Below are 14,513 nucleotides of genomic sequence, written 5' to 3' on the forward strand. Positions count from 1 at the left end.
CACAGCGCAACGTCCGAGCAACAACGGGTTCTGGGCCGTAGTTGCTCGGACGTTGCGCGGGTTCTACGGGAGGCGGACGTGCCGGGGGCCGAGGTCCTTGACGGTGGAGACGCCGAGCAGGGCCATGGTGCGGCGGACCTCGCGCTCGAGGATCTGGACCGCGCGGTCGACCCCGCGTTCCCCACCGGCCATGAGGCCGTACAGGTAGGCGCGGCCGACGAGGGTCGCGTCGGCACCTAGGGCGAGGGCGGCGACGATGTCGGCGCCGGACATGATGCCGGTGTCCACCCAGACCTGGGTGCGGTCCCCGACGGCCTCGGCGACGTCGGGCAGCAGACGCAGCGGCACGGGGGCGCGGTCGAGCTGGCGGCCGCCGTGGTTGGACAGCACCACCGCGTCGGCGCCGGCGTCGGTCACGCGGCGGGCGTCCTCGACGGTCTGGATGCCCTTGATGATCAGCGGCCCGTCCCAGGACGCGCGGATCCACTCCAGGTCCGCGATGGTCATGGTCGGGTCGAACAGCTTGTCCAGCAGGTCCGCCACGGTCCCCGACCAGCTGCTCAGGGACGCGAACGTCAGCGGCTCGGTGGTCAGCAGGTTCATCCACCAGGCGGGGTGGGTGGCCGCGTCCACGACGGTCTTGACGGTCAGCGCCGGGGGGATCGAGAAGCCGTTGCGGGCGTCGCGCAGCCGGGCACCGGCCACCGGGACGTCGACCGTGAGCATGAGCGCCTCGTAGCCGGCGGCCTTGGCGCGGGCCATCAGGTCCTCACCGGCGGAGCGGTCCTTCCACACGTACAGCTGGAACCACTTGCGCGCCTCAGGTCCTGCTGCCGCGACGTCCTCGATGGACGTGGTGCCCATCGTGGACAGCGCGTACGGGATGCCCCGGCGCTGCGCCACGCGGACCACCGCGCGCTCGCCCTCGTGGTTCATCATCCTGGTGAACCCAGTCGGGGCGAACGCGAACGGCAGCGCACTCGGGGTGCCGATCATGTCCGTGGTCGGGTCCACGTGGGACACGTCGTGCAGGATCGACGGCTGGAACTCCAGCTGCCGGAACAGGGACCGGGCGCGGCGCAGGCTGATCTCGGCCTCGGCGGCGCCGTCGGTGTAGTCGAACACCGAGCGGGGGGTGCGCTTGCGGGCGACCGTGCGCAGATCAGCGATGGTCAGCGCGTCCGCCAGGCGCCGCTCGGTGCCGTTCAGGACCAGTGGCTTGGGGCGCATCAGGGGCTTGAGCTCGGACCACGAGGGGATCTGACGGTCGGTCACCGGGGACTCCTGGGTGTGTGGCGCATCGTCGGGCAGCACGGGGATTGAAACGATACATTACCGGCAGCCAACCGCGGCGTGCGCCGCTCCCACGGCGGTGGCAGCCTGGGTCGAGTGTGGCACTGTGAGGCCGACCACAACGCCTTTGTAACGATTCAGCGAGATTCGTTGACAGCCGCGCGGGGGCTCGCCTAACGTCCGGAATGCGCTTTCACCACCCCCGAGCAAGGAGGCTCAACGACGATGAAGCGAACACTCTGGAAGACAGCCGCAGTTGCAGCCGTCGCCGCCCTCGCCCTGACCGCCTGCTCCTCTGGCGACTCCGGCGAGGCCGAGCCGACGGCCACCTCCTCCGGCCCTGACACGTCCCCCGTCACCCTGAACTTCACGTGGTGGGGCAACGACGACCGGGCTGCCCGGTACAACGAGGCGCTCGCGCTCTTCAAGGAGAAGTACCCGTACATCACGGTCCAGACCAGCTTCGCTGCGTTCCCGGACTACTGGACGGCCCGCTCCACCGAGGCCGCCGGCAAGGCTCTCCCGGACGTCATGCAGTTCGACCTGTCCTACCTGCGTGAGTTCAACCAGAACGGTCAGCTGCTCGACCTGCAGGAGTGGGTGGACAACGGCACGATCGACCTTGCAGGCTTCGACGAGACGCTCACCACGGCAGGCGTCCTCGAGGACAAGATGATCGGCATCCCGACGTCGACCAACACGTTCGCCATGTTCCAGAACCCCAACGTGATCGAGCAGACCGGGGCGACGTTCCCCGACGAGGCCGACTACACGTGGGAGGACTACAACGAGTTCATCGCGGAGGTGTCCGGCGCCGGTGAGGCGACGGCCGACGGTTACGCGCTGTACGGCGCGGTCGACTACACGGGCACCTTCTGGTTCTTCATCCAGTGGCTGCTCCAGAAGGGGATCACCCCCTTCGAGGAGGACGGCACGTTCGGCTTCGACGAGGCCGACGTGACCGAGTTCCTCGACCTGACGGCCGATCTGCGGGCCGACAAGCTGGTCTACCCGGTCGACCGCGGGGTGTCGCTCGCACCGAAGGGCGGCTTCACGGTCAACGAGACCGCATCCGAGATGAGCTGGGACAACTTCTTGGCCGGCTACGTCGCCGACTCGGGCACGGACAACCTCGCCATGGCGCAGATCCCGTCGATCGAGCCGGGCGAGAAGGCGCTGTTCTTCAAGCCGTCCATGCTGCTGTCCGCGGGGGCCAACACGGAGTACCCGGAGCAGGCCGCGACCCTGATCAACTTCCTGCTCACGGACCCCGAGGTCGGCACCATCTTCGGGACCTCCAAGGGTGTCCCCGCCGACGCGGACCAGCGTGCCGCCGTCGACACCACCGAGGGCAGCGTCGACGCCCAGGTGATCGCCTACGAGGAGAAGGTCGCCGAGCAGGTGACCGAGTCCACCCCGATCCCCGTCAAGGGCTTCGGCACGATCGAGTCCAAGTGGCGGACCCTCGCCGAGGAGCTCGCGTACGGCACGCTCACCGTGGACGAGTTCGCCGAGCAGTGGTTCGCCGAGGCTGAGCTCTCCACCATGTGACCGGTGGTGGGCCGCCCGCTGGCACGGCGGGCGGCCCACCCCCCACCGCGGTCCACGGACATCGACCGCCCGTACCGCCTGCACCACCAGAAACCGACGAACGGATCACGCTCGTGACCCTCACTGCCGAGGCTCCGACGACGGGCCCCTCGACCGCCGCACATACCGCCGCGAAGAAGCGGCGCAAGCGGTCCGAGTCCCTGGCCGGCTACGCCTTCCTGAGCCCCTGGCTGCTCGGGTTCGTCCTGCTCACCGCGGGCCCGATGCTCGCCTCCCTCTACCTGGCGTTCACCAACTACAACCTGTTCTCGCCGCCCGAGTGGATCGGCATGGAGAACTTCACGCGGCTGTTCGACGACCCGAACTACCAGCAGGCGTGGAAGGTCACACTCACCTACGTCCTGCTCGGCACCCCGATCAAGCTGCTCGCCGCCCTTGCTGTGGCGATGCTGCTGAACAACGCGTTCAGCGGCAAGGGGTTCTACCGGTCCTCGTTCTACGCACCCTCGCTGATCGGGGCCTCCGTCTCCATCGCGATCGTGTGGAAGGCGATGTTCATCGACAACGGCATCGTCGACCAGGTCGGTCAGTTCTTCGGCTTCCCGGCCGGCGGCTGGGTCGGTGACCCGGAGCGCACGATGCCGATGCTCATCCTGCTGACCGTCTGGCAGTTCGGGGCGCCGATGGTCATCTTCCTGGCCGGGCTGAAGCAGATCCCGCAGGAGCTGTACGAGGCCGCGTCAGTCGACGGCGCCGGGGCAGGGCGCAAGTTCACCCGGATCACCTTGCCGATGCTGTCGCCGGTGATCTTCTTCAACCTGCTGCTCGAGATGATCCACGCGTTCCAGATCTTCGCGTCCGCGTTCATCATCTCCAACGGCACCGGCGGCCCCGCCAGGTCGACCCTCTTCTACACGCTCTACCTCTACTTCCGCGGCTTCCAGGACTTCCAGATGGGCTACGCCTCCGCGATGGCCTGGATCCTCGTGATCGTCGTCGGCGCACTCGCCGCCGTCTTCTTCTGGAGCTCGAAGCACTGGGTCCACTACTCCGGGGAGGGAAAGTGATGAGCGCCGTCACCTCCACGTCCGACCACATCGTCAGCTCGCACGACAGCGCACAGCTGCGCAAGTCCACCAAGAACCGCAAGCGCGGCCGGGCCCTGATCTTCCACGTGTGCTCGCTCGCCCTGATCGTGATCGTGCTCTACCCCGCGGTGTGGATGCTGATGTCCTCGTTCAAGCCGTCCAGCGAGATCGTCGGCAACGTCAGCCTCATCCCCACCGACTTCACCGTGGCCAACTTTCAGAAGGCCATCGAAGGGATCGGAGGCGTCTCGTTCTGGACGTTCTTCATGAACTCGGTGATCCTGGCCGTCGGCTCCGTCATCGGGATCACCCTGTCCTGCTCGATCAGCGCCTACGCCTTCGCGCGGATCGACTTCCCCGGGCGCAACGTCTTCTTCGCCCTCATGATCGGCACGCTCCTGCTGCCGTTCCACGTCGTGATCATCCCGCAGTACATCGTGTTCAACCGGCTCGGCCTGGTGGACACGTTCGTGCCGCTGCTGATCGGCAAGTTCCTCGCCGCAGAGGCGTTCTTCGTGTTCCTCATGGTCCAGTTCATGCGCAACCTGCCGCGTGAGCTCGACGAGGCCGCGCGCATCGACGGCGCCGGGCACGTGCGGATCTTCCGCTCGATCATGCTCCCGCTGATGAAGCCCGCCCTGGTCACCAGCGCGATCTTCGCGTTCATCTGGTCCTGGAACGACTTCTTCGGACCCCTGCTCTACCTGAAGAAGCCCGACCTGTACTCGCTGCCCATCGCGCTGCGACTCTTCGTCGACCAGACCACGACCTCCGACTACGGCGCCCAGATGGCCATGGCCGTCCTCGCCCTCGTCCCGGTCATGCTCTTCTTCCTCATCTTCCAGCGCTACCTCGTCGAAGGCGTGGCGACGCAGGGGCTCAAGGGCTGATGGGCGTTTCCGCGGGGCGACAGGATCGTGTGAGGCTGGATGCCATGAGCACTCCGCTTCCCGACGACTCCGGCCGCCCCGCGGACCCGGGTCCCGAGGACGTCACGCCCGGACCCGACCAGAAGCCGCTGCTCGGCGGGGGACGCTTCGGCCTGTTCAGTGAGGCGCTCCTCGTCGGTCTCGGAGTCTCGGTGCTGAGCCTGCCGATCATCACGGCCGTCCCCGCGCTCGCCGCCGGGGTGTCCCACGTCCGGCGCCACCTCGACGGGCGCCCCGACACCATCGCCGCGCTCTGGGAGGACTTCCGGTCTGCCTGCCGCGGTGTGTGGCTGGTGTCGATCGGCATGCCGGTCCTGCTGCTGGTCCTGCTGTTCAACCTGCAGCTCATCGGCGCCGGCGGGATGCCGGGCGGCACCGGGGTCCGCATCGCGACGGTGTTCCTGGTCGCCGTCCTGCTCGTCGTCGTGCTGCGGTCCGCGGCCGGGTGGTCACCGGGCGCCAGGTGGGGGACGGTCGTGCAGACCGCCGCCAAGCGCGCCGGCGACGACCTGATGGGCACCTTCCTGCTCGTCGTCGCCCTCGGACTGTGCGCGGTGATGATGTGGATGCTCGCGCCGATCGCCGTGATCGTGCCGGGCCTGCTCTCGCTGGCGGTCGTGGCCGTCGAGCACCGCGCGGCGGTCCGCCAGGGCTGAGCCGCGAGCCGCTTCCTACGGCAGCCGCGCGACGAAATCCTGGAGGGCGGCAAGCGCCTCCTGGCCGGCGTCGGTGCCGAGCTGGAACTGGAACTCGTGCCCGAGCGGCGGGTGGTGGTCCGCGTCGAAGAGCAGCGCCTCGTACGGGACGCGGAGCCGCTCGAGCGTGGCGATCAGGGACAGGGTGTGACCGAGGGCCGGGTCCGCGTTGCCGCAGGAGACGAACGTCGGCGGGAAGTCGGCGGTCAGGTGCTCGACCACGGAGATGCCCGCGAAGCGGGGGTTGTCGAGGTAGTCGGTGCTGCCGGTGAACGAGCGCATCACCGAGTCGACGAACCAGCGGTTCCGGCCCTTCAGTCCTCGAGCGAGCGACATGTCGAAGGCCCCGCAGAAGAGCACCGTCCCTGCGAGCTGGTCGGGGCTGATCCGCGGGTGGGCGTCGATGGACGCGGCGTACGGCGGGCTGGTGACCAAGCCGGCCACCTGGGACGCGATCTGTGCGCCTGCCGAGTCGCCCGCGAGCACCAGGCGCCGGGCGTCGACACCGAGCTCGTCGGCGTGCTCCGTGAGGTACGCGAGCGCGTCGAGCAGCTGGAGGGCCTGCGTGGGGTAGGTGGCCCGTGGCGAGATCGAGTAGCCGATGCCGACCACCGTGGAGCCACCGCCGGCCAGCACGCGCAGGTAGTTGGCGATGAGGTTCTTGCTTCCGGACAGCCACGCGCCGCCGTGCACCCAGACGATCGTCGGGAGCCCGGTGCCGGGCGTGGTGGACCGGTGCACGTCGAGACGGGCGTCGGGGTCACCGTCGCGGTAGGGGATGTCGAGGGTGGAGACGACGTGCCCCGGGACGAACGGCGCGGTGGCTGCGAGCCGCTCGGTGCCGTTGCGGTCGAACCGACGGCGGATCACCACCGACGCCGGCTTGGGGCTCAGACGTGCGGCGATCCCGAAGCCCACCAGGCCTGCCGCCAGGAGCCCGAGCAGCCAGCCGACTGCGAGCCCGAGGCGTCTCATCTGTCGATCGTCTCACTGCCCACGCCCGACTCGGTGGTGCGAGCCCGTGAGCGGGTCGCACCACCCAGCTCGCGCACACGTCTGCTCAAGCGCGGGTGAGCGTCCCCGGCAGGGCGGTCCACGACTCCGGAGCGAGCGTCACGACGGTGCTGCCGGTCGCGGGCGCGGGGCCGTCGACCTCGGAGACGTGGCGCTCGGTCACGGCCGCCGCGTGCTCCGGTCCCTCGACGGCGGGCTCGTCGTCGGCGGTCACCTGCACCCCGCGCCCGAGCGCGAGCGTCACGCCGGGGTGCGACAGCTCGACCTCGACCGGCTCGGCGGAGCGGTTGACCAGGAACACCGCGACGTCCGACCCGTCGAGGGTGGCCGCCGCGGTGACCACGGGGACCTCACCGTGGGCCGTGGTCGTCATCGACCGACCCGAGACGCGCAGGTCGAGGGCGGTGCCGCGGGCCAGTCGTGCGGTCGTCGCGAACGGGTGGAACGTCGGCTGGCGCCAGGCAGGGCCGCCGGGCTCGGTCATGATCGGCGCGATGACGTTGACCAGCTGGGCCAGGCACGCGACGGGCACCCGGTCGGCGTGGTTGAGGAGCGTGACCAGCAGGTCGCCGACGACGACCGCGTCGAGCGCCGAGTAGACGTCCTCGATGATGCGCGGCGCGTCGCGCTGCAGCGGCAGGTTCTTCTCGCCAGGGAAGCGGGACTGCAGGTACCAGACGTTCCACTCGTCGAACGAGATCGTGACGACCTTGTCGGAGCGGCGGCGGGCGGCCACGGCGTCGGCGGACGCGACGACCCGGCGGATGAACCGGTCCATGGACGTGCCCGACCCGAGGAACGATGCGCGGTCGCCGTCCAGCTCCTCGTAGTAGGCGTGCATCGAGAGGTGGTCGACGACGTCCCACGTGTGCTCGAGGACGGTCTGCTCCCAGGAGCCGAAGGTGTCCATCATCATCGACGACGAGCCGCAGACGACGAGCTCGATCGACGGGTCCACCAGGCGCATGGCCTTGCCGGCCTCGGCGGCGAGCTTGCCGTACTCGTCGGCGTCCTTGTGCCCGATCTGCCACGGGCCGTCCATCTCGTTGCCCAGGCACCAGAGCGTCACGCCGTACGGCTTCTCGCGGCCGTTGGCGATCCGCAGGTCGGCCCACCGCGACCCGGCCTCGCCGTTGCAGTACTCGACCAGCGCGGCGGCGGCGGCGACCCCGCGGGTGCCCAGGTTGACGGCCATCATCGGCTCGATGCCCTCGCGCTCCGCCCACTGGAGGAACTCGTCGGTGCCCACGGTGTTCGGCTCGATGGTCCGCCAGGCCAGGTCGATGAACGGCAGGCGGTCCTCGACGGGTCCAACCGCGTCCTCCCAGACGTAGTTGGAGACGAAGTTGCCGCCCGGGTACCGGACCATGCTCACGCCGAGCTCACGGGTCAGGTCGGCGACGTCCCGGCGGAAGCCGTGCTCGTCGGCGGTGTCGTGGCCCGGCTCGTAGATGCCGGTGTAGACCGCGCGCCCGAGGTGCTCGACGAACGACGCGAACAGGCGGCGGTCGATGTCGCCCACGCGGAAGTCGGGGTGCAGCAGGACGGTGGCTCGCTGGGGCATGGGGGTCTCCTTCACACGTTCGGGTCCCCGAGGTCTGTCCGAGAACTTGGTACAAGGCCTAGGCTACAGACACGACGGAGAACGCTTTCCGCAACGACGCGACGACACACACCGAGGAATCCCGTGATCGACCAGAACCCGACCGCCCCCCGTCCCGCCTCGAGCAGCAGCACGACCGCCGGCCCGGGCGTGATCCCGGAGTTCGCGCCCGCCCCCGACGGTGAGTACCGCAGGTACGCGGTCGTCGGGACCGGCCACCGGGCGGGCATGTACGTCGACGCGATCGTCGGCGAGCACGCGGACGTCGCCACCCTCGTCGCCCTGCTCGACACCAACCCGGGCCGCATGGCGCACTACGAGCGGGTCGTGTCCGAGGCTCTCGGCCGCCCGGCTGCACTTCCCACGTACGCCCCCGACGGGCTCGAGAAGATGATCGCCGAGCAGGCCGTCGACGTCGTCGTCGTCACCGCGCCCGACCACGCGCACGCCGAGCTGGTCGCGCGGGCACTCGCCGCGGGGGCCGACGTCGTCGTCGAGAAGCCGCTCACCATCGACCGTCCCGGCTGCCGGCGGATCACGGGCGCGGTCGCCGAGACAGGTCGCGACATCGTCATGACCTTCAACTACCGCTACGCCCCGCGGAACTCGTCGCTGCGTCAGGTCATCGCGTCCGGCGAGATCGGCGAGGTCACGTCGGTGCACTTCGAGTGGGCCCTGGACACCGTGCACGGCGCCGACTACTTCCGCCGCTGGCACCGCGAGAAGAAGAACTCCGGCGGCCTGCTGGTGCACAAGTCGAGCCACCACTTCGACCTGGTCAACTGGTGGCTCGGCGACGTGCCGGCCCGCGTCTACGCCCGCGGCGGGCTGAAGTTCTACGGCGACCGCAACGCCGCCGAGCGCGGCCTGGGGCCCCGACCGGCTCGCGGCACCGGCGTCGTCGGCGACCCCTTCACGCTCGAGCTCAACGACGACGCCCGTCTGAAGTCGCTCTACCTCGACGCCGAGGAGCACGACGGCTACCTGCGCGACCAGGACGTGTTCGGCCCCGGCATCACCATCGAGGACAACATGGCCCTGCTGGTCGACTACCGGCGCGGCGCCACGCTGACCTACTCGCTCAACGCGCACAGCCCCTGGGAGGGCTACCGCGTCACCGTCAACGGCACGGCCGGTCGTGCGGAGCTCGAGGTCGTCGAGCGCGGCGCGATCGAGCTGGACGAGAACGGCAACGCCCTGCTGGACCCGTCGGCCACCCCCACGTACGTCGGCGACACCCTGCGACCTGAGGGGGAGCGGCTGCTGGTGCAGAAGCACTGGGAGCGAGCGACCGAGTACGCGATCCCCGACGGCATCGGCGGCCACGGCGGCGGCGACGCGATCCTGCTCAAGGACGTGTTCCGACGCCACCTGCGGGTGTCCGAGGACGCGCTCGGCCGCCCGGCGGGGTACATGGACGGGCTGCGGGCCGTGTCCGTCGGCATCGCGGCCAACCAGTCCTTGATCACGGGCCTGCCCGTCACGATCGGCGACCTGGACCTGGGCGTCTCGCTCGAGGCAGACCTGTGACGTTCTCCGCCCTGCACGACGTCGGCCGGGCGATCGAGGTCGACCTCGACGGCACCACGCTGGCCCGCTACGTCTACGTCCCCACCGACGTGCAGCTGGAGAGCCCGCGCCCGTATCTGCACCCCGTCCGCACCCGCGGCGGCGACCTGGTCACCGCCTTCCGTCCGCACGACCACGTGTGGCACAAGGGCATCGCCTGGTCGCTCCCGGTGGTCGGGGGGCACAACTTCTGGGGTGGGCCCACGTACGTGCACGGTCAGGGGTACGTGCAGCTGGAGAACGACGGGTCGATGGACCACGTCGCGCTCACCGACCTGAGCGTCGGCCCTGACCGCGTCGACCTCACGCACACCCTCGCGTGGCACACGCAGTCGGGGGAGCACGTGATCGACGAGCAGCGGACGCTCGGGTTCGTCGTCCCCGACGGTCGCGACGACGCCTGGGTGCTGACGTTCGAGACCACGATGACCAACGTGTCCTCCGCGGACCTGACCCTCGGGTCGCCCACCACGCGCGGGCGGGAGAACGCCGGCTACGGCGGGCTGTTCTGGCGCGGCCCGCGGTCGTTCACCGGCGGGACCCTGCTCGCGCCCGGCATCTCAGGGGGCGAGGAGATCCGCGGGTCCCGCGGACCGTGGATGGGGTTCGTCGGACAGCACGACGAGACCGGCGGGGCATCGACGGTCGTCATCGTGGACAGCACCGACAACCCGTCGCACCCCCCGCAGTGGTTCGCGCGCACCGAGCAGTTCGGCTGTCTCAACCCGGCGCCGTTCTTCTCGACCGAGGTCCCGTTCACCCCCGGCGACACCCTCCGCTTCCGGTACGCGGTCGTCATCGCCGACGGTGCCTCGGATCCGGAGTCGGCGGCTGGGCTGGCGGCCCTGGGGAGCTCGGCGTGATCACGACCGGGCAGCCGGGGCCGGGCGCTGAGATGCTGCGCTGATGAACGGACTTCCCGGTCGGGTCTCGGTCAGCAACCTGCGCGTCTACGACTGGCCCGCCCCCGACGGCGTCGGCCGGGCGGGCAGCGGGTCGCCGCACCTGCACGTGGTGTCGTCGGAGGCGTACGTCGTCCTCGCCGGCACCGGCTCCGTCCACACCCTCGGGCAGTCCGGGTTCGCCGTGCAGCCGCTGCGCCCGGGTTCGATCGTGTCCTTCGGTCCCGGCGTGGTGCACCGCGCGGTGAACGACGGCGAGCTCGAGGTGCTCGTCCTCATGTCGAACGCCGGGCTGCCCGAGGCCGGTGACGCCGTCCTGACGTTCCCGGCGACCGTCCTCGCCGACCCCGCCGCCTACCGCGCGGCCGCGACCCTCCCCGGCAGGGGCGCCACCGACGAGGAGATCGCCGCAGCCGCCCGCCGACGCCGTGACCTCGCTCTCGAGGGGTACGCCGAGCTGGCTGCCGCCGTCGACCGCATCGGTCCCGATGCGCTCAGGCCGTTCCACGACGCCGCGACCCGCATCGTCCGACCGTTCGCCCCGCGCTGGCAGGAGCTGTGGACCCGCAACGTCCACCCCGAGAACGCGAGCACGGCTGCGGCGCTCGAGGGCCTGTTCCGCGGTGCCGCACCCCACCTGGCGCGAGGCACGGTCTCGACCATCGAGGCCAACGCTGAGCCGCGCCGGTACGGGATGTGCGGTCGGCTCCAGACCTGGCCGTCGTCGACCTGAGGTCTGCGCGCCGATCGGATGCCCGCGGCAGCGGCCCCGGCCGGCGTAGGACACCATAGGGAGTCGTTGTCCGACCACGAAGGGTTCAATGAACGTGGATGATCGCGTCAGCCGCGTAGGACGGTTCCTGCACAGCAAGGGCCCGGCCGAGGTGCTCTACGGAGCGCTTGTCTCGAGCGTCGTGCTGGCCGCGACGAGTGCCAGTGCCGAGACCGGCGAGCTCGTGGTCGTGGCGACTGCCATGGTCTCGGTGACCTATTGGCTCGCGCACGTGTACGCGGATGCGGTCGGCGGACGCTTCGAGGACACCGACCACAGCACGCACCACCGGCTCCGCCATGCGCTGCACAACAACACGGGCGTGCTGCTGGGTAGCCTCCCCGTCCTCGTGGTCTTCGTCATCGGTCGACTGATCGGCCTGGACGTGCACGACTCCGCCTTCCTCGCACTCTGGTTCACCGTCGCGATGCTCGCTGCAGCCGCGGCGTTCGCAGCCCATCGAGCCGGCGTCCGGGGCGCTGAGCTGCTAGGAGAGACCGCCCTGGCGGGCGCCTTCGGGCTCCTCGTGATCGGGCTCAAGCTGATCCTGACCCACTGACCCTCGCGATCGGCCTTACTTCGCCTCGTCATAGCTGTCCACCACGGCCACGTTCAGCGCGAAGTCCACAGGGTTGTCGCCGAACAGCAGCCGCCCGGCCTCCACGGCGGACTCCCTCACCGCGACCGCCACGAGATCGGCGACCTCCGCGGGCGAGTGGACCATGACCTCGTCGTGCAGGAAGAACACCAGGTGCGGACGACCGTCGACGGCCAGCAGCCGACGCCGCAGCGACGCCATCCAGCACAGCGCCCACTCGGCGGCGGTGCCCTGCACGATGAAGTTCCGGGTGAACCGCCCCCAGTCGCGGCCGCGTCGGCGTGCGGCGCGGACGTCGTCGGCCCCCGCGCCCTCGGCAGAGGCGGCGGCGAGCTCGGCCTGCCAGGCGGCGTCGGGACGCGGGGAGGTGCGGCCGAGCCAGGTGGAGACGACGTCGCCGCGCTCCCCGGCGCGGGCACCGGCCTCGACCAGGGCGACCGCACGCGGGTACGCCTTGGTCAGGCGGGGCATGAGGACGGCCGACGGGCCGGTGGTGGCGCCGTAGATGGCGCCGAGCATGGCGTACTTGGCCTCGGACCGGGTCTCGACGATGCCGGCGTCGACCACGCCTTGGTAGAGGTCGGCGTGCCGGCCGGCTGCGGCCATGGCGCCGTCGCCGGACATCGCGGCGAGCACGCGCGGTTCCAGCTGGGCGGCGTCCGCGACGACGAGCTTCCAGCCGGCGTCGGCACGGACGGCCGCGCGGATGCTCGCGGGCAGCTGCAGTGCTCCGCCGCCGCTGGTCGCCCACCGGCCGGTGACCACGCCTCCGGGCACGTAGTCAGGGCGGAACCGGCCGTCGTGGACCCACGCCTCCATCCACGCCCACCCGTTGGCGCTCAGCAGGCGCGACAGCTTCTTGTAGGCGAGCAGCGGGTCCCGCACCGGGTGCTCGAGGGCCTTGATCTCCCACGTGCGCGTCGACTCCACGTCGCACCCGGCCGCCCGCAGCCCGCGGAGCAGGTCCGGCTGCGAGTCGAGGTTCAGCGACGGCTGACCGAGCGCGTCGCGGACCTCGTCGGCGAGCGCCTCGAGCTTCGGCGGCCGCCCGCTCCGGGGCCGTGGACCCAGCAGGTCCGTCAGGAGCGCGTCGTGCGACTCCACGCTCCACGGCATGCCGTCGTGCTGCATCTCGGCGGCGATCAGAGCGCCCGTGGACTCGGCGGCGAGGAGCAGCCGCAGGCGACCGGGCTCGTCGGCACCGGCGACGGCCGCGAGCTGGCCCTGCAGCTCCTCGAGAGGATCGTCGACCTCCGACGGCCCGGCGTCGTCGAAAAGACTGCCCTCGACCGGTGGCGGAACCCGCGGACCGTCCCACGGTCCGGCCGGTGCGCTGGCCAGCGCGGACGCCTGCGAGTACACGCTCCGCCGCAGGATCGCGTGGCAGAGCCGCAGGTCGTGGCACCGCTCGACCCGCACGCCCGCAGCCAGCAGCGGTGGGTAGCGGCGCGACGTGTCGTCCCACACCCAGCGTGGCCGATCCGTCTCGCGCTCGCGGACGGCGGCAGCGAGGTCCTCGGTAGCGACCAGGTCGGAGTCGACCGGCTCGCCCTGGTCGGTCAGCGACCGCAGCTCGACGTCGCCGGCGCGCGACGGGTGGTCGAGGAGCAGCAGCAAGGACACGGCTCATTGTGGCTGCCGGGTCCGACACCTACGGCGTGCCCCGCCGGATCCTCCGCCGTGCCGCCAAGCCGGGCACTCGCCACCGTCTGCTCAGGGGATCGGTGATTTTATCCCTTTTGTGGAGATATTCGCCGTCACTAGGCTGAGCGCGGAGGCGATCCCGATGGTCAGCGTGCGACGAGCAGCAATGGTCCTGGTATCAGTTCTCCTTGTCGCGGGGTGCACGGCGACTCCACCCGATGCCGGGGAGTCGACGTCCGCGATCCCCGCGGCGGAGCCGGATCAGTCGCCCTCCTCGACGGTGGAAGGGATGCTGGAAGGGTCCGAATTCGTCACCATAGACACCGACGTGTACGGACTTCTGCCGGTTGCGGATTCACCGGACTCGATTGTTGCCTGGGCCGAGGACTACTGCGAAGCGGCGAGTCTCTCGCCGTGCGTGGGTGTTGCGGACCGCGCCGTGGCCATGTGCATCGAGAACAGGGACTGCCACCCGGCCGTGCTGGTTCCCTTCGACGAAGGAACGGCCGCCTTCCTCTTCGGCGGGAACTTCCCGGACTCTCAGGTGATCGCCGTATGGCGTCCCGAATCCGACCCTGACGTCGCGCCGTACGGCGGCGCACGGAAACTCCTTGAGGACTACCTGGCCACCGTAGAGGTGTACCCGGCGCTGGGGAGGAACTAACACGCTCCCGATCGCCCGACAGATCACGTCACCGAGAAGCCCCCACTGACAGGCACGCGCCGCATCGGGAAGATTCACGGCCCGTCGTCGGGGTCGCCGAGCGGCACGCGAGACCGCAACGGCTCGACGACATCGCGCGGCGGTGGAGCGGGCATGGCGGGCATCCTCTCCGGGGCGTGTGTCCAGATGCA

13 protein-coding genes are annotated in these 14,513 nt (G+C 70.3%); 9 read left to right on the forward strand and 4 right to left on the reverse strand.

Translation table 11 applies throughout. From position 1 onward, the window contains the following. Nucleotides 1–63: 63 nt before the first annotated feature. Entirely contained in the window at nucleotides 64–1,275 is a 1,212-nt protein-coding gene (locus tag ASG23_RS14035) for an alpha-hydroxy acid oxidase (RefSeq protein ID WP_056025954.1), read from the reverse strand. Nucleotides 1,276–1,518: 243 nt separating this feature from the next. Between ASG23_RS14035 and ASG23_RS14040 the strand changes: the two genes are divergently transcribed. From ASG23_RS14040 to ASG23_RS14055, 4 genes are all read left to right on the forward strand, one after another. Beyond that, nucleotides 1,519–2,844, forward strand: a complete 1,326-nt coding sequence (locus ASG23_RS14040; protein WP_056025956.1) for an ABC transporter substrate-binding protein — start codon at nucleotides 1,519–1,521, stop codon at nucleotides 2,842–2,844. Nucleotides 2,845–2,957: 113 nt separating this feature from the next. Continuing rightward, nucleotides 2,958–3,911 (forward strand): carbohydrate ABC transporter permease, encoded by a 954-nt coding sequence (locus ASG23_RS14045; RefSeq protein WP_056025958.1) that lies wholly within the window; start codon nucleotides 2,958–2,960, stop codon nucleotides 3,909–3,911. Beyond that, nucleotides 3,911–4,822: a carbohydrate ABC transporter permease gene (locus ASG23_RS14050; RefSeq protein ID WP_056025960.1), complete on the forward strand. Its 912-nt coding sequence runs from the start codon at nucleotides 3,911–3,913 to the stop codon at nucleotides 4,820–4,822. Before ASG23_RS14045 ends, ASG23_RS14050 begins: the two co-directional genes overlap by 1 nt. A gap of 44 nt (nucleotides 4,823–4,866) precedes the next feature. Continuing rightward, a complete protein-coding gene (locus ASG23_RS14055; RefSeq protein ID WP_082516187.1) occupies nucleotides 4,867–5,517 on the forward strand; it encodes a hypothetical protein in 651 nt (216 codons plus the stop codon). A gap of 15 nt (nucleotides 5,518–5,532) precedes the next feature. Here ASG23_RS14055 and ASG23_RS14060 read toward each other — a convergent pair whose 3' ends face one another. Together ASG23_RS14060 and arfA are read right to left on the reverse strand one after the other, a co-directional pair. Next, a complete protein-coding gene (locus tag ASG23_RS14060; protein ID WP_056025962.1) occupies nucleotides 5,533–6,531 on the reverse strand; it encodes an alpha/beta hydrolase in 999 nt (332 codons plus the stop codon). A gap of 85 nt (nucleotides 6,532–6,616) precedes the next feature. Beyond that, nucleotides 6,617–8,134, reverse strand: a complete 1,518-nt coding sequence (arfA, locus tag ASG23_RS14065; protein ID WP_056025964.1) for an arabinosylfuranosidase ArfA — start codon at nucleotides 8,132–8,134, stop codon at nucleotides 6,617–6,619. Between the two features lie 123 nt (nucleotides 8,135–8,257). Here arfA and ASG23_RS14070 point away from each other — a divergent pair, with 123 nt between their 5' ends. The 4 genes from ASG23_RS14070 to ASG23_RS14085 all read left to right on the forward strand — a co-directional run bounded on the left by ASG23_RS14070 (nucleotide 8,258) and on the right by ASG23_RS14085 (nucleotide 11,975). After that, nucleotides 8,258–9,703: a Gfo/Idh/MocA family protein gene (locus ASG23_RS14070; protein WP_056025966.1), complete on the forward strand. Its 1,446-nt coding sequence runs from the start codon at nucleotides 8,258–8,260 to the stop codon at nucleotides 9,701–9,703. Beyond that, entirely contained in the window at nucleotides 9,700–10,605 is a 906-nt protein-coding gene (locus ASG23_RS14075; RefSeq protein ID WP_056025968.1) for a PmoA family protein, read from the forward strand. Before ASG23_RS14070 ends, ASG23_RS14075 begins: the two co-directional genes overlap by 4 nt. A gap of 43 nt (nucleotides 10,606–10,648) precedes the next feature. Beyond that, nucleotides 10,649–11,377: a cupin domain-containing protein gene (locus ASG23_RS14080; protein WP_056025970.1), complete on the forward strand. Its 729-nt coding sequence runs from the start codon at nucleotides 10,649–10,651 to the stop codon at nucleotides 11,375–11,377. A gap of 94 nt (nucleotides 11,378–11,471) precedes the next feature. After that, nucleotides 11,472–11,975, forward strand: coding sequence for a hypothetical protein (locus ASG23_RS14085; RefSeq protein WP_162242695.1), 504 nt, complete (start codon nucleotides 11,472–11,474; stop codon nucleotides 11,973–11,975). 15 nt (nucleotides 11,976–11,990) lie between these two features. On the opposite strand, the gene ASG23_RS14090 is transcribed toward ASG23_RS14085, so the two are convergent. Then, nucleotides 11,991–13,637, reverse strand: a complete 1,647-nt coding sequence (locus ASG23_RS14090) for a bifunctional 3'-5' exonuclease/DNA polymerase (protein WP_056025974.1) — start codon at nucleotides 13,635–13,637, stop codon at nucleotides 11,991–11,993. Nucleotides 13,638–13,755: 118 nt separating this feature from the next. Here ASG23_RS14090 and ASG23_RS14095 point away from each other — a divergent pair, with 118 nt between their 5' ends. Next, the gene (locus ASG23_RS14095; protein ID WP_157465667.1) at nucleotides 13,756–14,322 is read left to right on the forward strand and encodes a hypothetical protein; all 567 of its coding nucleotides are present in this window, start codon (nucleotides 13,756–13,758) and stop codon (nucleotides 14,320–14,322) included. The last annotated feature ends 191 nt before the right edge of the window (nucleotides 14,323–14,513 follow it).

Origin of the sequence: Cellulomonas sp. Leaf395, assembly GCF_001424125.1 — a bacterium.
In the GTDB taxonomy this organism is placed as follows: domain Bacteria; phylum Actinomycetota; class Actinomycetes; order Actinomycetales; family Cellulomonadaceae; genus Cellulomonas.